A 20,336-nucleotide genomic window follows, 5' to 3' on the forward strand; every position below is an offset into this window, starting at 1 on the left:
CCCGAGCGTCTGCGCCGCGCGGGCGCACTCGTCCCGCATCGGGACGGGAGACGGCCATTCCTACAAATTCCTTATTTGGCAATTGGCCCATTTGTCCGTTTATCCTGGGCGACCTCGCTCGGCCGAAGTGGGATCTGCCGCGAAAGGGGACGGACCAGAGATGCACAGCGCACGATTGCCCGCTCTGCTGGGGCGGATCGGACAGGCGGGCGGCGCCGAGGCCGCGCGTGCGACGGTGGCGGCCGGGCTGACCTGGCAGACCTGCACGCTGCTGCTGCACACCGGCGAGCCCTACGCGGGCGCCATCGCGGCCCTCCTCATCGTCGAGACGACGGTGGTGGCCACGGTCTCCGCCGCCGCCCGCTACGCCGCCGGATGCCTGCTCGGCGTTCTCGTCGCCGTACCCGGCGCGCTGTACGCCGGACCCGGCATGGCGGGCCTCGCTGTCGTCGTCTTCGCCTCCGTGCTGCTGGCCCGGCACGGGTTCCTCGGTCACTACGGCCTGCACGTGCCGACGACCGCCCTGATCACCTTCGCCCTGGTCCGCGGCCGCCACCCCGGCGAGCTGGCCACCCACCTCGCGGAGATCGTGCTGGGCATCGCCTTCGGGCTGGCGTGCAGCATGCTGCTGTTCCCCAGCGTGCGGGTACGGTCCGCCGAGCGGGCGCTGGAGGACCTGCGGCTGCTGATCGCCCGGCACCTCGAAGGCCTGGCCGACGCGGTCCTGCGCCACGAGCGGCCGCGGAACGTCCTCGGCCCGGCCTGGGAGGACGACCTCGACTCGGCACTGTCCCGCGCCCGCACCGCCGTGGACGAGGCACACGAGAGCATGCGCTGGAACGTCCGGCCGACCGCCCGGCGCCGCCGCTGGCACCTGGACCACCGGGTGCTGCGCACACTGAGCGACGTGGCCGGGCAGGTGGGCGCGACGGGCCGGCTCCTGGACACCCACCCCGGGGCCGCCGAGGGGGAGCGGCCCGGCACCGCGTTCGCGCAGCCGTACGCCCGCCTGCTGCGTACGACCGCCCTGTGCGCCTACTCCTGCCGCGGCGGCCGGCCGCACCCGGCCCTGCCCGCCGCCCGGCAGGCCCTCGCCCGGCTCGGCGCGCCCGGCAGCGGTCCCCCCGACCGGGCAGCACCGGAGCGGGCCGCCCCGGACCGGCGTCTCCTGCGCCCGCTGGAGTCGGCCCTGACCTGTCTGTCGGCGCCCGCGCCCACTCCGACCGCCCGTTCCCACCGGCTCCTCGACCCGCTACGGCCCTCACCACGACGATGACTCCTCACACCACCGATCTTCAGAACACCCCCACCGGACACACCGCCGCCTCCGCGCGCCGAAAGCCGGCGGGACGCCCCCTGGCGCCCTGGAACCGCCGCGCCGGCTCCCGCGCGCTCCTGCTGGCCTCGGCCCCCGTGCTGCTCACGGCGGTCGTCACCGCGACCGACGTGCTGACCCCGGACTGGCTGCACGTCTCACCGGTGCTGGCCGCCGTCCCGGTGCTCGCCGCCGTACTGCTCCCGTGGTGGGCGACGGCGGTGCTCGCCCTCACCGTGCTCGTGACCGCGGCGCTGCTCCAGTGGGACGCGGGCAGCTGGGGGCACCCGGACTCGAACGTCGCCCTGGGCAGCCTGTTCGTGGTCGGACTCACCTCGCTGGCCGCGTGCGCCCTGCGCCAGCGCCGGGAACGGCAGCTGCACCGGATCCGCTCCGTCGCCGAGACCGCCCAGCGCGCCCTCATGCACCCCCTCCCCCCGCGGATCGGCCCGCTCGCCCTGAGCGGTGTGTATCTGCCGGCCGAGTCGGAGGCGCGGATCGGCGGCGACTTCTACGAGGCGCTGTGCACGCCGTACGGCATGCGGATCGTGATCGGTGACGTACGGGGCAAGGGGCTGCAGGCCGTGGGCGCCTCGGCCACCCTGCTCGGCGCGTTCCGCGAACTGGCGTACCGGGATCCTTCGTTGACGAAGGTGGCGGAGCAACTCGACGAGCGGGCCCGCCGGCACATCGCCGCGCTCGACAGCTCACCGGACGTACAGCACCAGGGCGGCACGGGCGCCCTGTTCACGGAGCGGTTCGCCACGGCGCTCCTCGTGGAGTTCCCGCCCGGCGAGCCCGTGGCCCGCATCGTGCACTGCGGCCATCCCGAGCCGTATCTCGTCCACGCGGGCGAGACGCGGCCGTACGAGCCGGACCAGCCCGGCGCACCACTCGGTCTGGGCGACCTGCTGGCGGCGCGGCCCGTCGCCCAGACCGTGCCGTTCGTCCCGGGCGACCGGCTGGTGCTGTACACCGACGGGTTCATCGAGGCCCGCGACCGCCGGGGCCGCTTCCACGACCTGGCCGCGCAGGTGCACGCACACGCCGCACGTCCGCTGGAGGCGATGGTGGCGGCGCTGCGCCGCGACCTCGTGCGGCATGTGCGCGGCGACCTCGACGACGACGCGGCCCTGGTCGCCCTGGAACGCCTTCCGTGAGCGGACTCCGGGGCCTCTCCCTCGGCCCGGCCCGTGGTCACCGGATCGCCGTCAGGACCAGGGCACCCGCGGCCAGGGCGAGGAAGAGGCCCGGGAACGCGATGTTGTGGAACACCCGCGCCCGCACATGCGCGGTCAGCGCCCCCAGGTAGAACAGCACCAGGCCGACACCGGCCGCGATCCCCAGCGGGCGCAGGCCGAGCAGTCCGAGGAGCAGCCCGGCCGCTCCGGCCGCCTTCAGCAGCGCCAGCGAGGGGAGCCAGGTGGGCGCCACACCGACCTCGGCCGAGTTGGCCAGAACGAACGGCGCCTTCGCGAGGTCGGCCGCCGCGATGCCCGCGTTGGCCAGGACGGCGGCGCAGGTGACGGTCACACAGGCGAGTTCCATGGCGGCAGACCTTCCGCGAAGGGAGTGGTTCCAAGGGTGGTTCCACGGGTGACTCCCAGGTGGGCCCTGGGGTGACTCCACCTTCTCCGGACGGTCGGCGTGACGTCCAATACCAGCATCTATAACCTTCTGGAATGGATGTCGACACACGTCTGCTGCGTTCGTTCCTCGCCGTCGCCGAGGAGGGCAGCCTCACCCGCGCCGCCGAGCGCGTGTTCGTCTCCCAGCCGGCCCTGACCAAACAGATCCGGCAGCTGGAGACCCAGCTCGGGGTACGGCTCTTCGACCGCTCGCGCGCCGGCATGGCCCCGACGGACGCGGGCCGTGAACTAGCCCGCCGGGCCCCGGCGGTGCTCGCCGCCTGGGACGACGCCCTGCGCGCCACGAAGGCCACCGGCCGGCAGGCCGCGCGGGTCCTGCGCGTGGGCTTCGTGGCGAGCGCGGCCAATGAGGCGACGCGGGAGATCGTCGCCGAGTTCGCCCGGCGGCGGCCCGGGTGGCGCGTCGAACTGCGACAGGCGGCCTGGACCAACCCGAGCGCGGGCCTTGCCGACGGTGACGTGGACGCGGCGCTGCTGCGGCTGCCCTTCCCCGGTCAGGCGGCACTGCGTGTGGAGGTGCTGTTCAGCGAGGCGCGATGGGTGGCGCTGCCGAGCGGGCATCCGCTCGCGGGACGGGCCGAGATCGCCTTCCGCGAGCTGTGGGACGAGCCGTTCGTCGCCGCGCCCGAGGAGACCGGCGCATGGCGCGACCACTGGCTGGCCGCCGACGAGCGCGAGGGCCGCGCGGTCCGCGTCGGCGCGGTCACCGAACAGCCCGACGACTGGCTGAGCGCCATCGCCAACGGATACGGCATCGCCCTCGCGCCCGAGTCCGCCGCCCGGTTCTACGCCCGCCCCGGCGTCGTCTACCGCCCCGTCACGGGAGTGAGCCCGACGCGGGTGGGCGTGGCCTGGTCACCCGCAGACGACGGCACTGCGGCCGTACAGGACTTCGTCCGCTGCTGTCTGGACCTCGCACGGCCTTCGTGAACCGGGACGCCGGGCACCTCGGCCGGACCTGCCCGGGCCGGGCGGGTCAGTGCTGGGCACCGTTCTCGCCCAGCTTCTCGACGAGGTCCTGCGCCTTGTCGACGGCCTTGTCGATGGTGTCGCTGTGCTTGCCCCCGGTCCGGTCGTCGATGAGGTCGCCGGCCTTCTCCAGCCCCTCGGCGATCTTGTCCCCGTGCTCCTCGGCGATGTCCTCGGCCTTGTCCTTCAGGTTCTTCAGGGCGTCGAACATGTCCGGTCCCTCTCCCTCGGCTGCCTGCGCGGACCCTGGCCATGGTGCCACGCGTGCGGTGGCGGGAAAGGCGGCTGCAGGTGGTGCCCGAAGCACTCGGGGGTGGTGTCCGGAGCGCGGGAGAACGGTTCGTTGTCCCCTGGCCGGCGCAATCGTGATGCGCCGGAGGGGCGAGGGGCCGTGAGGGGTGTGAGCGTGGTGGAAGGAGTCTGCCGCTGGACCGATGACGAGGAGGCGGCATGTCGGTTGGAGCCGGCGAGGGCGGCACCGCGCCGCCCGCCGTGCTGGACGGCGGCGACGTCATGCCGTTCGCCGACGTGGTGTCGTACCGCGACGTCGTGTCGTACGGCGCTTTCGAGCAGGTCGGGGCCGTCGCGGACGCCGTGCTCTACGAGGGCTACCTGCTCTACCCGTACCGCCGGTCCTCGCCGAAGAACCGGGTCCGCTGGCAGTTCGGCGTGCTGCTGCCCCGTGACTGGGTGGAGCGGGACGGGCCGGTCGCGCCGGGGATCTCCGGCTCCGCGGACTCCTGGTACCAGCGGACCGAGTGCCTGTTGCGGGCCACGCACGCGGCTGCGGTCGTACGGGTGCGGGTGCGGTATCTGCAGATGCAGGACAAGCAGGTCGAGGCGGTCGACCGGGACGGCCGGCGCCGCCCGGTCGAGTCGCTGCGGACGGCCGACGGCGCCGTACATCTGTCGTTCGAGGAGGCGGTGGCGCGCGAGACCGAGCTGGTGCTGCCGCTGGAGGAGCTGGTGCGTGGCGGTCGTACCGCCCAGGCGGGCGCGGCCGCGGGCGTCGAGGCCGAGGAGCTGCCGGGTGGTGCGGGGCGGACGGTGCGGCGGCGCCGGGAGGTGCGGGCCGAGACGACGGCCGTGGCGGAGCCGCTCGCGCCGGGGCTGTACCGGCTGCGGGTGCGCACCGAGAACACCGGTGCCGCGGCCGATCCCCGGGCTCCGCGCGGCGAGGCGCTGCGGGAGGCGCTGATCGCCACGCACACCCTCGTCGGCGGGGACGGCGTGGAGTTCGTGTCCCTGATCGATCCGCCCGAGGATCTGGCGGAGCACGCACGGGGCTGCCGGAACGCGTTCACGTTTCCGGTTCTCGGCGGCGCACCTCAGGAGTGCGCGACGGGCCCGGTCATGCTCTCCGCTCCGATCATCCTTCCGGACCGGCCGCAGGTGGCGCCGGAGAGTCCCGGCGATCTGCACGACGCGGCGGAGATCGACGAGATCCTCACGCTGCGCACGATGCTGCTGACCGACGAGGAGAAGGCGGAGGCCCGGGCCACCGATCCGCGGGCCGCGCGGATCGTCGACCGGGTCGACTCGATGCCCCGGGAGGTCTTCGAGCGGCTGCACGGCGCGATCCGTTCCCTGACGCCTGCCGCTCCACGCGAGAGCGCCCGGCCCGCCTGGTGGCAGGAGGGCGGCGACGACGGGCTGTCCCCGACGACCGACACGGTCCTCGTGGCCGGGGTGCCCGTCGGTGCCGGCAGCCCGGTGCGGCTGCGCCCGCACCTGCGCGGCACCGACGCCCAGGACATGTTCCTCGCCGGGCGGAGCGCGCGGGTCGCCGCGGTCTTCCACGACGTCGACGGCAGCGTGCGGCTCGCCGTCACGGTCGACGACGATCCCGCCGCCGAACTGCACGGCTGGTACGGCCGTTTCCACTACTTCCGGCCCGAGGAGGTCGAACCCCTCGCGCCCCCGGGCCCGCCGGCCCCCGCCGGCGAGGCCCACGACCGACTGCGACGGAGGCCGCAGACATGAGCAGACAGAGCGGTACCACCGAAGTCCGCGGCGAACCCGGCGGCGAGGGGGCACGGCAGGGCTTCGACGAGATCACCATCCTGTGGATCTCGGAGGGCATGAGCTGCGACGGCGACACCGTGTCGCTGACCGCCGCGGGACAGCCGTCCATCGAGGACGTGGTCCTCGGCCTCATCCCGGGCCTGCCGAAGGTGAACCTGGTCAACAAGGTGCTCTCGCCGAGCCTGGGCGGCGAGGACTTCCTCGCCCCGTACCGGGCGGCGGCCCGCGGCGAGCTGGAGCCGTTCATCCTGGTGATCGAGGGCTCGATCCCGAACCAGAACATCATCGAGGGCGACGGCTACTGGACGTCGTTCGGCAACGACCCCGAGACCGGCGAGCCGCAGACCATCAACTGGTGGATCGACCAACTCGCGCCCAGGGCCTGGGCGGTGGTGGCCGCCGGGACCTGTGCGACGTTCGGCGGCATCCACGCCATGGCCGGCAACCCCACCGGCTGCATGGGCCTCGCGGACTACCTGGGCTGGCAGTTCAGGGCGCGGTCGGGGCTGCCGGTGGTCAACGTGCCCGGCTGCCCCATCCAGCCGGAGAACTTCATGGAGACCCTCGTCTGGGTGCTCCAGCACGCGGCCGGTGCCGCTCCCCCACCGCCGCTGGACCACATGCTGCGTCCGCAGTGGCTGTTCGGGAAGACCGTCCACGAGGGCTGCGACCGGGCCGCGTACTACGAGCAGGCCGACTTCGCGAAGGACTACAACTCCCCCAAGTGCCAGGTGAAGGTGGGCTGCTGGGGTCCGGTCGTCAACTGCAACGTGCCCAAGCGCGGCTGGATGGCCGGCATCGGCGGCTGCCCGAACGTCGGCGGTATCTGCATCGGCTGCACGATGCCCAGCTTCCCCGACGCCTTCATGCCGTTCATGGACGAACCCCCGGGCGGCACGCTGTCGACCATGCTCGTCAAGCCGTACGGAGCCGTCATCCGCCGGCTGCGCGGCCTGACCAACGACGTGGTCAACCACGAGCCCAAGTGGCGCCACAACAAGCGCACCCTCACCAGCGGCTACGACCCGCACTGGCGTGCCTGACCTCGGCCCACCCCCTCCCGCCACCGATCCTGACGACCCGAACAGCAAGGGGCAGCACCGCAGATGACGACCACCGAGTCCCGGTCCACCAAACGCAAGCCCGCCCAGCTCGTCGACATGTCCTGGGATCCGATCACCCGGATCATCGGCAACCTGGGCATCTACACGAAGATCGACTTCGCCAACCGGGAAGTCGTGGAGTGCCACAGCACCTCGTCCCTCTTCCGCGGCTATTCGGTGTTCATGAAGGGCAAGGACCCGCGTGACGCGGGTTTCATCACCTCGCGGATCTGCGGTATCTGCGGCGACAACCACACCACCTGCTCCAACTACGCCCAGCAGATGGCGTACGGCGTCAAACCGCCGAAGCTGGCCGAGCACATCACCAACCTCGGCGAGGCCGCCGAGTACATCTTCGACCACACGATCTTCCAGGACAACCTGGTCTTCGTGGACTTCTGCGAGGCGATGGTCAAGGCCACCAACCCCGGTGTCCTGGCCCGCGCAGAACGCACCGACGCACCCCGCGGGGACGTCCACGGCTACCGCACCGTCGCCGACATCATGAAGGCCTTCAACCCCTTCGAGGGCGAGGTCTACAAGGAGGCGCTGAAGGTCAGCCGGATCACCCGGGAGATGTTCTGCCTGATGGAGGGGCGGCACGTCCATCCGTCCACAATGTATCCGGGCGGGGTCGGCACGATGCCGCAGCCGAACACCTTCACCGACTACCTGAGCCGGCTGATGCGCGTCATCGACTTCATCAAGAAGGCGGTGGCGATGAACGACGACGTCTTCGACTTCTTCTACGAGGCGCTGCCGGGCTACGAGGAGGTCGGCAAGCGCCGTGTCCTGCTGGGCTGCTGGGGCGCCTTCCAGAACCCGGACGTGGTCGACTACCGCTACGCGACGATGAACGAGTGGGGCCGGGCGATGTACGTCACCCCGGGCGTCATCGTGGACGGTGAGCTGGTCACCAACAACCTGATCGACATCAACCTCGGGTTGCGCGTCATGCTGGGCAGCTCCTTCTACGAGGACTGGGTGAACGAGGACCCCTTCGTCACCCACGACCCGCTCGGCAACCCCGTCGACATGCGCCACCCGTGGAACCAGACCACGGTGCCGGTGCCGCAGAAGCGGGACTTCGACGGCAACTACAGCTGGGTGATGAGCCCGCGCTGGTACCACCCGGAGACCGGCGATCACCTCGCCCTGGACACGGGTGGCGGCCCGCTCGCCCGGCTGTGGTCGACCGCGCTGAGCGGCCTGGTCGACACGCCGTACGTCAAGGCGACCGGCGGCAGTGTCCGCATCACCCTGCCCAAGGGCGAGAAGCTGCCGGAGACGACCCTGGAGTGGCGCATCCCGAAGTGGAGCAACACCCTCGAACGGGACCGCGCCCGGCCGTACTTCATCGCCTACGCCGCAGCCATGGCCCTGCAGTTCCTGGAGGAGGCCATGGGAATGCTCAGGAGCGGCGACACCAAGGTGTTCGAGAACTTCGAGGTGCCCGACGAGTCGATCGGCTGCGGCTTCCACGAGGCGGTGCGCGGTGTCCTCTCCCACCATCTGGTGATCCGGGACAAGAAGATCGCCAACTACCACCCGTACCCGCCCACCCCATGGAACGCCAGCCCCCGCGACATCTACGGCACCCCGGGCCCCTACGAGGACGCCGTCCAGGGCCAGCCGGTCTTCGAGGAGAACGGGCCGGACGACTTCAAAGGCGTCGACATCATGCGCACCGTGCGCAGCTTCGACCCCTGTCTGCCCTGCGGTGTCCACATGTACATGGGCAAGGGCAAGACCCTGACCACGGTGCACTCGCCCACGTACGGGGCGAACCATGGCTGACGCCGTACGGCTGCCCGACCCGGCGGTGGAGGCGCGGCTCGCCCGGCTCGACGAGGTCCTGGCGGGGCTGGAGGTCATGCCCGGCCCGGCCCTGGAGGCGCTGCGGCTGCTGACGGAGGTGTACGGCGAGGCGCTCGCCCGGGTGCTGGACGGCGCCGACGAGGCGCTGCGGGAGCGGCTCGCCGAGGACGAGCTGACCGGGCATCTGCTGGTCCTGCACGGGATCCACCCCCAGGCACCGGAGCGCCGGGCCGCCCGTGCGGTGGAGAAGCTGCGGCCCGCGGTGCGCGAGCGCGGCGGTGACCTGGAGTGGGCCGGGGTCGAGGGGCAGGTGGCGCGGGTGCGGCTGAGTTCCGGCGGCGGGTGCGGTTCCGGGTGCGGCGCCGGCTCCGCCGACGTCGCCGAGGCAGTCCGGGCGGCGGTACTGGCCGTCGCTCCGGAGCTGACCGCGGTGGAGACAGCGCAGGTCGAACGCACGGCGGCACCGGCATTCGTACCACTGAGCACGATCGGACGCCGGACCGTGCCGCAGGGAGCGGGGTGACCATGGACGGGGCGCTGGCCCGGGTCATCCGCTCCGCGGCGGACCGCGCGACGGCGGCCGGGACCGAACGCTGCGAGCTGTGCGCCGCCGTCCTCGCGGACGGCCACCCGCACCTCTACGACACCGGCGCCGCCGAGCTGCGGTGCGTCTGCCATGCCTGCTCGGTGCTGTTCGCCGCGGAGGAGGCGGGCCGCTACCGGTCCGTGCCGCGGCGCCGGGTCCGGCTGCCGTCCGTGGACACCGCGGTGCTGGGCGTGCCGGTGGGGCTGGTGTTCTTCGTGCCGCACCGGGACGGCACGGTCACCGCGCAGGGCCCGAGCCCCGCCGGTGCCATGCGCTGGGAGGTGGACGCGGCGGCCTGGCGGCGGCTGGCCGTGCTGTGTCCGCCGCTCGCGTCGGTGGTACCCGATGTGGAGGCGCTGCTGGTGAACACGGTGCGCGGCCTCGACGAACACTGGATCGTGCCGGTCGACGACTGCTACCGGATGATCGCCCTGGTCCGCCGCGAGTGGCGGGGCCTTTCCGGTGGCGGCCGGGTCTGGTCGGCCGTAGAACAGTTCTTCAGGGAGCTGACCGAGCGGTCGTGAGACCCGGAAGGAGAACCGACATGGGCAGCATCCGAGTGGGCCGCCCCCAGGCCAAGCCCGACACACCGTCCCACGTGCGGGGACTGCATCAGGGCAACCAGGGCCCGTACAAGCATCAGCCCGGACACCACACGGACGGCACCTCCGACGCGCGCCGGTCCACCGGTATCCACTCCAAGCGGCATGACGCCCTGGTGCACGGCATGCCGAACATCTCACCAGGATGAGAGAGCAGGAAGTGAAGCCATGAACATGGGCAGGAGAAGCAGGACCGCGCGGGCGGGAATGACGGGACGGCAGCTGCTCGTGGCGCAGGTCGCGGTCGTCGGCAGCCTCTGCGCCGCCCTGTTCGTCAAGGAACTTCCGGGCATCATGCGGGAGTTGCGCATCTACCGGATGACCGGTGGGCTGCGCGCGAGCCGCCGGTATCCGTGAGCCGCCGGTGCACGAGTTGTCGATCGCGACCGCGATCGTGGAACAGGCCGAGGAGATCGCCCGCGCGGACGGGGCGGACCGTGTGACCGCGGTGACCGTCCGCGTCGGCGAGCTGGCCGGTGTCGTGCCGGACGCGCTGCACTTCGCCTTCGAGGTGGCCCGCGACGGCACGGCGCTGGCCGGGGCCCGGCTGGTCGTGGAACAGGTTCCGGCGCTGGCCTGGTGCGGCGGGTGCACGGAGGAGTTCGCGGTCGGCATGCCGCCGTTCTTCTGGTGCCCGTCGTGCGACCGGCCCTCGCAGGAGCTGCGCAGCGGCCGGGAGCTGGAGATCTCGGGCGTCGAAGGGTGACCCCCGGCCCCGGCCTGAGGGGCGGGGCCGAGGGGCCGCTCAGCAGATCCTGGGCAGCTGCTCCCCGAGCGGCAGGTCCACCACCCGGGTGCCGCCGAGTGCGGTGGCGACTACCACCATGCCCGGGTGGTCCTCGACGCACTCCCCGATGATCGCCGCCCCGCCGCCCTGCGGGTGGGCGCGCATCGCCGCCAGCACCGCCTCGGCGTGCCGCGGGGGTACGAAGGCGACGAGCCGGCCCTCGTTGGCGACGTACAGCGGGTCCAGGCCGAGGAAGCCGCAGGCGTTCGCGACCTCGTCGGGGACCGGGACGGCCCGCTCGCGCAGCCGGACTCCGGTGCCGGAGGCGCGGGCGATCTCGTTCAGGGAGGCGCCGAGCCCGCCCCGGGTCGGGTCGCGCAGGACATGGATGTCCCGGGTGACCGCCAGCATGGCCGCCACGAGGTTCGCCAGGGGGGCGGTGTCGGAGGTGATCTCGACGCCGAACTCCAGGCCCTCGCGGACGCTCATGACGGCCACGCCGTGCAGCCCGATGGGTCCGCTGACGATGACGGTGTCGCCCGGCCGGGCGCGCTGCGGGCGGATGTCGACGCCGTCGGGCACCAGGCCGACGCCGGCGGTGGTGACGTAGATGCCGTCGCCGTGTCCGGACTCGACCACCTTGGTGTCGCCGGTGACGATGGTGACGCCTGCGGCTTCGGCCGCCGCGCCGATGGCGTGGGCGACCCGGCCGACGACGTCCAGCGCCACGCCCTCCTCCAGGACGAAGGCGGTGGACAGGTAGGCGGGCCGGGCGCCGCTCATCGCCAGGTCGTTCACGGTGCCGTTGACGGCGAGGTCGCCGAGGCTGCCGCCGGGGAAGAACAGCGGCCGTACGACGTAGGAGTCGGTGGAGAAGGCCAGCCGGGCGCCGCCGAGGTCGAGGACGGCCGAGTCGGTGAGGGCGGCCAGGGTGGGGTTGCCGTAGGCGGGGGCGAAGACCTGCTCGATCAGTTCCGCGGACAGGGCGCCGCCCCCGCCGTGGCCCATGACGACGACCGGCTGGTCGCGCAGGGGGGCGGGGCAGGTCCAGTTCGCGGGGTCCACGGCCGCTTCGGTTGCCAGGTCAGCCAACGGAGTTCAGCTCCTCCCGCGGGATGCGCGATCCACGCTGTGCCGGGTCGTCGGTCATCCGGCGGTACAGGTAGTAGGCGGCGCAGGCGCCCTCGCTGGAGACCATGGTGGCGCCGAGCGGGGTGCGCGGGGTGCAGGCACTCCCGAAGGCCTCGCACTCGGTCGGCTTGATCAGCCCCTGCAGCACCTCGCCGGCCCGGCACACGGCGGGCTCCTCGGTGCGGATGCCGGTGACGTCGAAGCGGTGTTCGGCGTCGTGGGCCCGGTAGGCCTCGGACAGCCGCCAGCCGCTGGCGGGGATGCGGCCGATGCCGCGCCAGTTGCGGTCGGTGACCTCGAAGACCTCCTCCAGCATGCTCAGGGCCGCCGGGTTGCCCTGCTCGCGTACGGCGCGCGGGTAGGCGTTCTCCACCCGGTGCTCGCCGCGCTCCAGCTGGTGGACGGCGCGCCGGATGCCTTCCAGGATGTCCAGTGGCTCGAACCCGGTCACGACGATGGGCACCCGGTGCCTCTCCGCCAGCTCCGGGTACTCGGCGGTGCCCATCACGCTGCACACGTGCCCGGCGGCGAGGAAGCCCTGCACCCGGCATTCCGGCGCCGTCATGATGGCATCGATCGCGGGTGGGACCCGGACGTGGGAGACCAGCAGGCTGAAGTTGTCCAGGCCCAGTCGGCGGGCCTGGTGGACGGCCATGGCGTTGGCGGGGGCGGTCGTCTCGAAGCCGATGGCGAAGAACACGACCTGGCGGTCCGGGTTCTTGCGGGCGAGGTCGAGCGCGTCCAGCGGTGAGTACACCACGCGCACATCACCGCCCTCGCCCTTGACCCGGAACAGGTCACGGTCGGTGCCGGGCACCCGCAGCATGTCCCCGAAGGAACAGAAGACCACCTCGGGGCGGGCGGCGATCTCCAGGGCCTTGTCGATGACGTCGAGCGGGGTGACACACACGGGGCAGCCGGGGCCGTGGATCAACTCGACCTCGTCCGGCAGGAGTTGGTCGATGCCGTGACGGATGATGGAGTGGGTCTGGCCGCCGCACACCTCCATCAGCGCCCAGGGGCGGGTGACCGTGGCGCGGATCTCGTCCAGCAGCCGGTGCGCCAGGTCCGGGTCGTTGAACTCGTCGATGTACTTCACCGGGCCTCACTCCCGTTCTCCTGCCGGGCCGCCTGCTCCCAGGCGTCCCCGAACTCCTCTTCCAGCAGCCCCAGTTGCCCGAACAGCTCCAGGGACGCCCGGGCCGACTCCTCGTCCAGGCGCTGCAGGGCGAAGCCGACGTGGACGATGACGTACTCCCCCACCCGGACGTCGGGCAGATACTCCAAGCACGCCTGTTTGCGCACTCCGCCGAAGTCGATCAGCCCGGTCATGGGGTCGGCGCGATGGTCGATGGACACGACCTTGCCGGGCACTGCCAGACACATGGGTCACTCCGTCTCGTGGTTGTTCGCTGATCCCGCGACCATGAGCTGACCGAGCGCCAACCCTCCGTCGTTCGGGGGGACTTCGCGGTGCCTCAGGACCGTGAACCCCGCTCCGGTGAGCAGCGCGGAGGTCTCCTCCTCCAGCAGGGCGTTGGCGAAGACGCCTCCGGTGAGCGCGACGGTGGTCAGGCCGGTCTGCGTGCGGGCGCGCCCGCAGATCTCGGCGACGGCCCGGGCGACGCCCCGGTGGAAGCGGGCGGCCAGCACAGGTGCGGGGGTGCCGCGCCGCCGGTCCGCGAGCAGGGCGCTCAGCATCGGCGCGGGGTCGCAGCCGGCAGTGCCCGCGCCGGTGAGGCCGAAGGGGTACGCCGTGGTGTCCGCGTCCCCGGCCTGCAGCGCCGCCGCCTCCAGCTCCATCGCGGCCTGCGCCTCGTACCCGGCGCGATGGCACACCCCGGCCAGCGACGACACGGCGTCGAAGAGGCGCCCCATGCTGGAGGTCGGGACGCAGGCCACCTGCCGGGTCAGCTGTTGCCGCAGCACGGCGCGTTCGGTCTCCGTGCAGGCCATGACGCTCGGCAGGTCCGGCTCCCAGGGCAGTCCGGCCGCCCACAGCCGGGCCAGCGCCAGCCGGCAGGGGTTGGCCACTCCGGCGTCCGCGCCGGGCAGCGGGGCGGGGGTCAGATGGGCGAAGCGGCGGTAGCCGGTGTAGTCGGCGAGCAGGATCTCGCCGCCCCACACGGTGGCATCGTCACCGTGTCCGGTGCCGTCGAAGGCGACGCCGATCACCGGGGTGGTGCCGTCGAGGCCGTGCTCGGCCATCGCGGAGGCGATGTGGGCGTGGTGGTGCTGGACCAGCCGCAGGGGGATCCGCGCGGCCCGGCGGCGGGCCCAGCGCGTCGAGTGGTAGCCGGGGTGCCGGTCGGCGGCCACCAGCCGGGGGCTGACCCCGGTCAGCCGCGTCAGGTGCCGTTCGGCCCGCTCCGCGGCCCGCAGGGCCGTCAGGTCTCCCATGTCACCGATGTGCGGCCCGAACCAGGCCTGGTCGCCCTCGGCCAGGCACAGGACGTTCTTCAGGTCGCCGCCGGCCGCGAGCACCGGCGGCACCGCGACCGGGAGCCGCAGCGGGCGGGGGACGTAGCCGCGGGAACGTCTGAGGACCTGCTCGGTGCCGTCCGGGCGGATCCGCAGCAGGGAGTCGTCGCACGGTGAGGCGATGGGCCGGTCGTGGGCGAGCCAGGCGTCGGCCAGTCCGGCGAGCCGGGTCAGGGCCTCGGCGTCGTCGGTGACGATGGGTTCGCCGGAGCGGTTGCCGCTCGTCATCACCAGCAGCCGGGGGCCGGGCGGATCGCCGGGCAGCCCGAACAGCAGGGTGTGCACCGGCGTGTAGGGCAGCATGAGGCCCACATGCGGGCTGCCCGGGCAGACCTGGTCGGCGAGGCGCGGGCCGTCGGCCGGGGTGCGTCTGCGGAGCAGCACGATGGGGCGCCGGGCGCTGGTCAGCGCGGCCCGTTCGGCGGCGGAGAGGAGCGCGATCCGCTCGGCGGTGGAGAGGTCCGCGCACATCACCGCGAAGGCCTTGCCGCCGCGTTCCTTGCGCTCGCGCAGCGTGGCGACGGCCTGGGCATCAGTGGCGTCGCAGGCCAGGTGGTAGCCGCCGACGCCCTTGACGGCGACGATCCGGCCGGCGGCCAGCAGTGCCCGGGCCGTGGCGAGGGCGTTCGCGTCCCGTGCCGCGCGGAGGCCGCCCAGGGCGGGGATCAGGGTGAGCCGGGGGCCGCAGTCGGGGCAGGCGACCGGCTGGGCGTGGAAGCGCCGGTCGACGGGGTCGCCGTACTCCCGGGAGCAGGACGGACACATCGGGAAGGCGGCCATGGTGGTGGCCTCGCGGTCGTACGGCATCCCGGTGGCGATGGTGAAGCGCGGGCCGCAGTGGGTGCAGGTGACGAAGGGGTGGCGGTGCCGGCGGTCGGTCGGATCGGACAGGTCGCGCAGGCAGTCGGCGCAGGTCGCGGTGTCCGGCGGAAGCTGGGTGCGGCCCTCGGCCCGCTCCGTGGAGCGGATCACGAAGGGGCCGGTGTCGCCGGTGGCGGGCAGGTACTCGCCGGTGACGCCGTGCACGACGGCCAGCGGCGGCGCCTGTTCGGTCAATGCGTCGCAGAAGCGGCCTACCTCGTCCGCCGGGCCCTCGACCTCGACGATCACGCCGTCGCCGGTGTTGCCGACGAACCCGGCCAGGCCCAGCCCGGCGGCCAGGCGGTGCACATACGGCCGGAATCCGACTCCCTGCACGGTCCCCCGTACGGTCAGCCGACGGCGCACCAGGCCGGTGGCGGGGGCGGTCATACGGCGGGAGCGCCGGCGGTGTGGTGGTGGCCGTGCGGATGCGGTGCGAGGGGCGGCCGGTGGAGGGTGCCGTCCCGGGCGGCGAGGGCGCGGTCCAGGAGGGTGCCGACGCCGGAGCCGGTGCGGGCGCAGGACCGTACGATCCGCACGCCCGGATTGACCCGGTGCACGTTCGTCCGGAAGGCGCTCTCGTCGAAACCGGCCGGATCGGCGAGGTCGGACTTGGTGATCACGACCAGATGGGCGGAGCCGAACGCGGTCGGGTACTTCAGCGGTTTGTCCTCGCCCTCGGTGACCGCCATGAGCACGACCCGCAGGGTCTCGCCGAGGTCGTACGCGGCCGGGCAGACGAGATTGCCGACGTTCTCCACGAAGAGCACGCGGGTCTCCACCGGCAGCCAGCCGATCAGCCGGGCCCGGACCTGCCGGGCCTCCAGGTGGCACAGCCCGTCGGTGAGCAGCTGCTGGACGGGGGCGCCGGAGCGGGCGAGTCGTACGGCGTCGTTCTCGGTGGCCAGGTCCGCGGTGAGCGCGGCCACCGGGACGCCCTGTTCCACCGCGCGGGCCAGGACCCGGCCGAGCAGTTCGGTCTTTCCGCTGCCGGGGCTGGACAGCAGGTTGACCACGGTCACGCCCTGCCGCGCGAGGTCGCCGCGCAGCTCCGCGGCCAGATCGTCGTTCTTGGCCAGGACGGCCTGCTTGACGTCGGACCGGCACATGGGCGCTGCTCCTCGGATACGGCGATGGGGTCCGGGGCGGGTCGCCCGGGCCCGGGCCCCACCGATCTTCCGCTCAGCGGGCCGCCGTACCGGGCAGCGCAGCCGGGTGCGCGGGCCCGGATTCCATCGGGTGGCCCAACGGGGGTGCGGCCGCGGCCGGGTCGGCGAGCAGAGCCGGGATCAGCGTGTGCAGCGCGTCCACGGCCCGGCCGACGGCCTCCCGGACCGGTGTGCTGAGCCCCGGCAGCAGGTCCTCGTCGCCGGCCGGCAGCACCTCCGGCTCGCAGGCCAGGACGAGGACGTGGGGCAGGGGCTCGTCCTCGCCGAGGTGTGCGGCCAGGGCGAGCACCTTCGCCGGGTCCATGCCGTGGGCCTCGGGCACCACGCCGGCGTCCGGCGGTTCGGCCTCGATCAGGCAGAGGGTGCCGGGGCGGTGGCCGCGTCGCGCGGTGTCGACCAGGACGACGGTGTCGTATCCGTCGAGCAGGGCGTAGGCGAGGTCCATGCCCCGGATGCCGTAGTCGTGGACGCGCACCTCGGGCGGCAGCGGGCGCCGGTCGAGGGCGCGGATCACCTCGGGGCCGAAGGCGTCGTCGGCGAGGAAGATGTTGCCGACGCCGGCCACCAGCAGGCGGGGCGTCAACGGAGGTCTCCCTCGGGCATGGTCAGGGGCCGGGCCGAACCGGACGGTGTCTTGCGCACGAACGCCGAGCGCAGGGCGTGGTAGGAGGCCCGCGGGTCGAAGAAGATGGCGTGCATACGGGCCAGTTCGGCCTCGCGGTAGGCGGCGAGGGGCCGTTCGCGTTCGTCCGCGGCGCGGGCGGCGGCCTTGTCGGCGATCCGCCGGTCCAGACCGGGTGCGGCGGCGAGTTCGGCCGCCAGCCGCTCGACCCGGGCCGGGAAACCGCCGGTCGTGGCCGGTACGAGCCGGTCCACGAGCCCCAGCCGCTCGGCGGAGGCGGCGCTCAGGGGAAGGGCCTCGGTGGTCAGCCGGTGGCCGTGCTCCGGTCCGACACGGCGGGGCAGGCTGTACGTCCAGAACTCCGAGCCGTACAGGCCCATGCGCCGGTAGTGCGGGTTGAGGACAGCACCGGTGCGGCACCACACCTCGTCGGCGGCGAGGGCGAGCATGGCGCCGCCGGCCGCCGCGTTGCCGGCGAGCGCGGCCACCACCAGCCGGTCGGTGGTGCGCAGCACTGCCTCCACCAGGTCGTCCATGGCGTCCAGGTTGATCCACGACTCCTGGGCCGGATCGGCGGCCGCCTCGATGACGTTCAGGTGGATGCCGTTGGAGAAGAAGTCGCGGGCCCCGCCGAGCACGAGGACACGGGTGGGCCGGGAGAGCGCGTACTGGTACGCGGCGAGCAGCCGGCGGCACTGGTCGGTGCTCATGGCGCCACCGGGGAAGGAGAAGCCGAGGAAGCCGGTGTCGCCGTGCTGCCGGTAGCGGATGTCGGTCCAGGTGTGCCGGTCGGCCGGCAGTTCCAACGGGGCTTCGGATTCCGGGAGTTCGAGCCCGGGTTCCCAGGCGGCGAGCACGGACGCGGCCGGGCGGCGGAACGGCGCGGGGTCGCCGGAGTTCTTGCGGGGGCGCAGTTCCGGGATCCAGATGGCGCCGTCGCGGGTGGCCCGGCAGACGCCGCCCGCCCGCCGGGCGAGGAGTTCGCCGGGGCGGCCGCGCAGCCGGTCCTCGGGGTGTCCGCCGTGCAGGAACACCTCCCGGCCGAGGAGTTCGTCCCGGACACCCGGCTGCGAGTCGGCGCCGCGGAGCTTTCGCAGGACCGTTTCGGTGTCGTCCCGCTGCCAGTCGATACGCCGCCGCTCCTGCCGGAAGGCGTCCCGCCAGACCACGCTGATCGATGCGTCGGTCTGCGGCCGGGGTTTGTAGGCGCCTTCGGCATAGCGCCGTACGGCGGTGCGGACGGCCGCGACCGCGGCGTCGGAGACCTCGTTGCGGTACAGGTCGCTCTTGCCGACGGCCGGCACGGGGAACGGCTCCGCCGCCCAGATCGCGCCCGCGTCCATCGCCGCCTCCGCCTGCAGGACCGTCACACCCCACTGCGGTGCCCGTTCGGCGACGGCCCAGTCCAGCGAGGACGGCCCGCGGTCACCGGGCGGCCCCGGATGCACGATCAGGCAGGTGTGTGCGCGCCACACGTCCTCGGGCAGAGCCGTCCTGAGCATCGGCGCGATGACCAGTTCCGGCCGCACCTCGTGTACGGCGGCCCGGATCCGGTCATCGCCCTGCGAGGCGAGCACGACGTCCACGCGGTGCCCCAGGTCCGACAGTTCGGCGTACACACGCTGGGAGAGGCTGTTGAACGCACTGGCGACGAGCAAAATGTCCATGACACGGCATCGTCGTCGCTGGCCGGGGTGGCGTGAAGCACCGCCGCGCCGATTCGGCCGCGTCCGTGAAGTCCCGTCCGCCATCCGAATCGCATGGCACGGGGCCCTCATACCGTAAGTCGCCGCTCTTCGTCATTCGTCGTCCGCCGCGGCGCTCACCTCGACGTCGAGGACACCGTCCTCCTGGAACAGCTCCGATGCCAGCGCCGTCGGATCCTCGGCACCCTCCAGCCCGAGCAGCACCCGGGCCGCGTCGTCCGCGCGGCCGGGCAGCCGTTCGACCCTGACCTGCACGATCCGGAAGCCGCGCCGGGTGCACGTCTCCATCAGGCGGGGCAGCAGCGCCGCCCCGGTGCGGTAGGTCAGCCGGGCCTCGAAGCCGGCGGCGGCCGTTTCGGGGATCAGCCGGGACGTGAAGAGCGGATAGCCCCGCACCACGAGGAAGTGCAGGGCGGTCACCGCCAGCGCGAGGATCGGCAGCCCGCCACCGCAGGCCATGCCGACCGCGCAGGTCAGCCAGATGGTGGCGGCCGTCGTCAGACCCCGTACGACATCCCGCCGTACGAAGATCAGACCGCCGCCGATGAAGCCGATGCCGGACACGATCTGCGCCGCCACCCGGGAGGGGTCGAAGGAGACGTTCTCCAGCCCGAGCACCGCCGTGAACCCGTGCTGGGACACCTCCATCATCAGCGCGCTCGCGATGCCGACCAGCGTGTGCGTGCGCAGTCCGGCGCTCTTCTGCTGGGCCGCACGCTCCCAGCCGATCAGGCTGGACAGCAGCAGCGCCAGCCCCAGCTCGGCCAGCTGCCGCACTCCCTGGCCGTTGTGCACGTCCCACAACGGTGCCGCGAACCCCGCTCCTGTCATGCACACCTCGCATGTCGCTCCGCCCGGTCCGGGTCGTTCCATGATTCCGCTGCCCACGCCTACCCCGCGACGGGACGGCGATTCCCCCCGGAGCCCGGTACCGGCAGGGGCGATGGGGTACTCGGCGGGCGCCGGGGGAGGCCATGGCCGATGCTGATACCGGAGCCGGCGTCGTCGGCGGGTCCGAGGCGCGCACCTGCTCGCGGCGAGGGACGTGTCCCACCGTCTCCCACCGTCAGGACTTCGTGAGGAAGGGAGCGGCCTCATGCGGCACGACGAGATGATCGGAAAGGTGCAGGCGCTGGCCCAACTGCCGGACCGGGTTTCGGCCGAACGGGCCGCACACGCGGTCGTGAGCACCCTGTCGGAGCGGCTGCCGTCCGGGCTGGCCCGGCATGTGGCCGCCCAGCTGCCGCCGGACATGGCGGCGGCGATGCGGGAGGCGGCGGACGCGTCGACCGCGGTCGATTCCGGCACCTCGGGCGAGCGGTTCGGGCTGACCGTCTTCGCCGGGCGCATCGCCGGCCGGGTGGGCACCGACGAGGACACCGCCCTGCGGGAGGCCGCGGCCGTACTGGAGGTGCTCGACGCCGCGCTCGCCCCGGAGCTGACCGAGCGGATGGCCGAGGCCCTGCCCGCGGACATCCGAGACCTGCTGCCGGTGGGCCGGGCGACCGAGAACGCCGAGGGCCCGCGCGGCGGGGGCCGACAGGTCTGAGCGGCGGACGGGGAGCCGAGGCC

General features: G+C 73.1%; 22 protein-coding genes. 12 read left to right on the plus strand and 10 right to left on the minus strand.

Features of this window, described 5'->3' with window-relative positions; translation table 11 throughout:
* The first annotated feature begins 160 nt into the window (after positions 1–160).
* Complete coding sequence (locus AB0L75_RS19530) at positions 161–1,276, plus strand: FUSC family protein (RefSeq protein WP_365182336.1); 1,116 nt, start codon at positions 161–163, stop codon at positions 1,274–1,276.
* Positions 1,273–2,475 carry a PP2C family protein-serine/threonine phosphatase gene (locus tag AB0L75_RS19535; protein ID WP_365182338.1) on the plus strand — a complete coding sequence of 401 codons (1,203 nt, stop codon included), beginning with the start codon at positions 1,273–1,275 and terminating at the stop codon, positions 2,473–2,475. Before AB0L75_RS19530 ends, AB0L75_RS19535 begins: the two co-directional genes overlap by 4 nt.
* Positions 2,476–2,512: 37 nt before the next feature.
* On the opposite strand, the gene AB0L75_RS19540 is transcribed toward AB0L75_RS19535, so the two are convergent.
* Entirely contained in the window at positions 2,513–2,863 is a 351-nt protein-coding gene (locus AB0L75_RS19540; protein WP_365182340.1) for a DoxX family protein, read from the minus strand.
* 134 nt (positions 2,864–2,997) lie between these two features.
* Between AB0L75_RS19540 and AB0L75_RS19545 the strand changes: the two genes are divergently transcribed.
* A complete protein-coding gene (locus AB0L75_RS19545) occupies positions 2,998–3,894 on the plus strand; it encodes a LysR family transcriptional regulator (RefSeq protein WP_365182342.1) in 897 nt (298 codons plus the stop codon).
* A 46-nt stretch (positions 3,895–3,940) separates the two neighbouring features.
* Here the strand turns inward: AB0L75_RS19545 and AB0L75_RS19550 are convergent, their stop codons facing one another.
* Positions 3,941–4,144, minus strand: a complete 204-nt coding sequence (locus tag AB0L75_RS19550) for an antitoxin (protein WP_365182343.1) — start codon at positions 4,142–4,144, stop codon at positions 3,941–3,943.
* 302 nt (positions 4,145–4,446) lie between these two features.
* Between AB0L75_RS19550 and AB0L75_RS19555 the strand changes: the two genes are divergently transcribed.
* The 8 genes from AB0L75_RS19555 (at position 4,447) to hypA (ending at position 10,773) form a co-directional block, all read left to right on the plus strand.
* Complete coding sequence (locus tag AB0L75_RS19555) at positions 4,447–5,916, plus strand: hypothetical protein (protein ID WP_365182579.1); 1,470 nt, start codon at positions 4,447–4,449, stop codon at positions 5,914–5,916.
* On the plus strand, positions 5,913–7,001 hold the full coding sequence (locus AB0L75_RS19560; RefSeq protein WP_365182345.1) for a hydrogenase expression protein HypE: 1,089 nt from the start codon (positions 5,913–5,915) through the stop codon (positions 6,999–7,001). Before AB0L75_RS19555 ends, AB0L75_RS19560 begins: the two co-directional genes overlap by 4 nt.
* Before the next feature lie 63 nt (positions 7,002–7,064).
* Positions 7,065–8,858: a nickel-dependent hydrogenase large subunit gene (locus AB0L75_RS19565; protein ID WP_365182347.1), complete on the plus strand. Its 1,794-nt coding sequence runs from the start codon at positions 7,065–7,067 to the stop codon at positions 8,856–8,858.
* Positions 8,851–9,402, plus strand: a complete 552-nt coding sequence (locus AB0L75_RS19570; RefSeq protein ID WP_365182348.1) for a NifU family protein — start codon at positions 8,851–8,853, stop codon at positions 9,400–9,402. The genes AB0L75_RS19565 and AB0L75_RS19570 overlap by 8 nt, the downstream gene beginning before the upstream one ends.
* Positions 9,399–9,989: a DUF5947 family protein gene (locus AB0L75_RS19575; protein ID WP_365182350.1), complete on the plus strand. Its 591-nt coding sequence runs from the start codon at positions 9,399–9,401 to the stop codon at positions 9,987–9,989. The genes AB0L75_RS19570 and AB0L75_RS19575 overlap by 4 nt, the downstream gene beginning before the upstream one ends.
* A gap of 20 nt (positions 9,990–10,009) precedes the next feature.
* Complete coding sequence (locus AB0L75_RS19580) at positions 10,010–10,216, plus strand: hypothetical protein (protein WP_365182352.1); 207 nt, start codon at positions 10,010–10,012, stop codon at positions 10,214–10,216.
* Between the two features lie 19 nt (positions 10,217–10,235).
* Entirely contained in the window at positions 10,236–10,424 is a 189-nt protein-coding gene (locus tag AB0L75_RS19585; protein WP_365182353.1) for a hypothetical protein, read from the plus strand.
* A 7-nt stretch (positions 10,425–10,431) separates the two neighbouring features.
* Positions 10,432–10,773, plus strand: coding sequence for a hydrogenase maturation nickel metallochaperone HypA (gene hypA, locus AB0L75_RS19590; protein ID WP_365182355.1), 342 nt, complete (start codon positions 10,432–10,434; stop codon positions 10,771–10,773).
* Positions 10,774–10,812: 39 nt separating this feature from the next.
* Here hypA and hypE read toward each other — a convergent pair whose 3' ends face one another.
* The 8 genes from hypE to AB0L75_RS19630 form a co-directional block, all read right to left on the minus strand.
* Positions 10,813–11,886: a hydrogenase expression/formation protein HypE gene (gene hypE / locus AB0L75_RS19595; RefSeq protein WP_365182356.1), complete on the minus strand. Its 1,074-nt coding sequence runs from the start codon at positions 11,884–11,886 to the stop codon at positions 10,813–10,815.
* Positions 11,879–13,024 (minus strand): hydrogenase formation protein HypD, encoded by a 1,146-nt coding sequence (gene hypD, locus AB0L75_RS19600; RefSeq protein WP_365182358.1) that lies wholly within the window; start codon positions 13,022–13,024, stop codon positions 11,879–11,881. Before hypD ends, hypE begins: the two co-directional genes overlap by 8 nt.
* Entirely contained in the window at positions 13,021–13,311 is a 291-nt protein-coding gene (locus AB0L75_RS19605) for a HypC/HybG/HupF family hydrogenase formation chaperone (protein ID WP_365182360.1), read from the minus strand. Before AB0L75_RS19605 ends, hypD begins: the two co-directional genes overlap by 4 nt.
* A 3-nt stretch (positions 13,312–13,314) precedes the next feature.
* On the minus strand, positions 13,315–15,657 hold the full coding sequence (gene hypF, locus AB0L75_RS19610) for a carbamoyltransferase HypF (RefSeq protein ID WP_365182361.1): 2,343 nt from the start codon (positions 15,655–15,657) through the stop codon (positions 13,315–13,317).
* Entirely contained in the window at positions 15,654–16,376 is a 723-nt protein-coding gene (gene hypB / locus AB0L75_RS19615; protein ID WP_365182363.1) for a hydrogenase nickel incorporation protein HypB, read from the minus strand. The genes hypF and hypB overlap by 4 nt, the downstream gene beginning before the upstream one ends.
* Before the next feature lie 73 nt (positions 16,377–16,449).
* Positions 16,450–17,019 (minus strand): hydrogenase maturation protease, encoded by a 570-nt coding sequence (locus tag AB0L75_RS19620; RefSeq protein WP_365182364.1) that lies wholly within the window; start codon positions 17,017–17,019, stop codon positions 16,450–16,452.
* On the minus strand, positions 17,016–18,725 hold the full coding sequence (locus tag AB0L75_RS19625; RefSeq protein WP_365182366.1) for an enoyl-CoA hydratase-related protein: 1,710 nt from the start codon (positions 18,723–18,725) through the stop codon (positions 17,016–17,018). Before AB0L75_RS19625 ends, AB0L75_RS19620 begins: the two co-directional genes overlap by 4 nt.
* A gap of 132 nt (positions 18,726–18,857) precedes the next feature.
* The gene (locus AB0L75_RS19630) at positions 18,858–19,595 is read right to left on the minus strand and encodes an MgtC/SapB family protein (RefSeq protein WP_365182368.1); all 738 of its coding nucleotides are present in this window, start codon (positions 19,593–19,595) and stop codon (positions 18,858–18,860) included.
* 265 nt (positions 19,596–19,860) lie between these two features.
* Between AB0L75_RS19630 and AB0L75_RS19635 the strand changes: the two genes are divergently transcribed.
* Positions 19,861–20,313 carry a DUF2267 domain-containing protein gene (locus tag AB0L75_RS19635; protein ID WP_365182370.1) on the plus strand — a complete coding sequence of 151 codons (453 nt, stop codon included), beginning with the start codon at positions 19,861–19,863 and terminating at the stop codon, positions 20,311–20,313.
* Positions 20,314–20,336 lie beyond the last annotated feature (23 nt).

Origin of the sequence: Streptomyces sp. NPDC052101 (assembly GCF_040680235.1) — a bacterium.
In the GTDB taxonomy this organism is placed as follows: Bacteria; Actinomycetota; Actinomycetes; order Streptomycetales; family Streptomycetaceae; genus Streptomyces.

Excerpts from the sequence above, each read along its gene's own strand:
- AB0L75_RS19530 (WP_365182336.1), top strand. The coding sequence starts at position 161 with ATGCACAGCGCACGATTGCCCGCTCTGCTGGGGCGGATCGGACAGGCG.
- AB0L75_RS19535 (WP_365182338.1), top strand. The coding sequence starts at position 1,273 with ATGACTCCTCACACCACCGATCTTCAGAACACCCCCACCGGACACACC.
- AB0L75_RS19540 (WP_365182340.1), bottom strand. The coding sequence starts at position 2,863 with ATGGAACTCGCCTGTGTGACCGTCACCTGCGCCGCCGTCCTGGCCAAC.
- AB0L75_RS19545 (WP_365182342.1), top strand. The coding sequence starts at position 2,998 with ATGGATGTCGACACACGTCTGCTGCGTTCGTTCCTCGCCGTCGCCGAG.
- AB0L75_RS19550 (WP_365182343.1), bottom strand. The coding sequence starts at position 4,144 with ATGTTCGACGCCCTGAAGAACCTGAAGGACAAGGCCGAGGACATCGCC.
- AB0L75_RS19555 (WP_365182579.1), top strand. The coding sequence starts at position 4,447 with ATGCCGTTCGCCGACGTGGTGTCGTACCGCGACGTCGTGTCGTACGGC.
- AB0L75_RS19560 (WP_365182345.1), top strand. The coding sequence starts at position 5,913 with ATGAGCAGACAGAGCGGTACCACCGAAGTCCGCGGCGAACCCGGCGGC.
- AB0L75_RS19565 (WP_365182347.1), top strand. The coding sequence starts at position 7,065 with ATGACGACCACCGAGTCCCGGTCCACCAAACGCAAGCCCGCCCAGCTC.
- AB0L75_RS19570 (WP_365182348.1), top strand. The coding sequence starts at position 8,851 with ATGGCTGACGCCGTACGGCTGCCCGACCCGGCGGTGGAGGCGCGGCTC.
- AB0L75_RS19580 (WP_365182352.1), top strand. The coding sequence starts at position 10,010 with ATGGGCAGCATCCGAGTGGGCCGCCCCCAGGCCAAGCCCGACACACCG.
- AB0L75_RS19585 (WP_365182353.1), top strand. The coding sequence starts at position 10,236 with ATGAACATGGGCAGGAGAAGCAGGACCGCGCGGGCGGGAATGACGGGA.
- AB0L75_RS19605 (WP_365182360.1), bottom strand. The coding sequence starts at position 13,311 with ATGTGTCTGGCAGTGCCCGGCAAGGTCGTGTCCATCGACCATCGCGCC.
- hypF (WP_365182361.1), bottom strand. The coding sequence starts at position 15,657 with ATGACCGCCCCCGCCACCGGCCTGGTGCGCCGTCGGCTGACCGTACGG.
- hypB (WP_365182363.1), bottom strand. The coding sequence starts at position 16,376 with ATGTGCCGGTCCGACGTCAAGCAGGCCGTCCTGGCCAAGAACGACGAT.
- AB0L75_RS19625 (WP_365182366.1), bottom strand. The coding sequence starts at position 18,725 with ATGGACATTTTGCTCGTCGCCAGTGCGTTCAACAGCCTCTCCCAGCGT.
- AB0L75_RS19630 (WP_365182368.1), bottom strand. The coding sequence starts at position 19,595 with ATGACAGGAGCGGGGTTCGCGGCACCGTTGTGGGACGTGCACAACGGC.
- AB0L75_RS19635 (WP_365182370.1), top strand. The coding sequence starts at position 19,861 with ATGCGGCACGACGAGATGATCGGAAAGGTGCAGGCGCTGGCCCAACTG.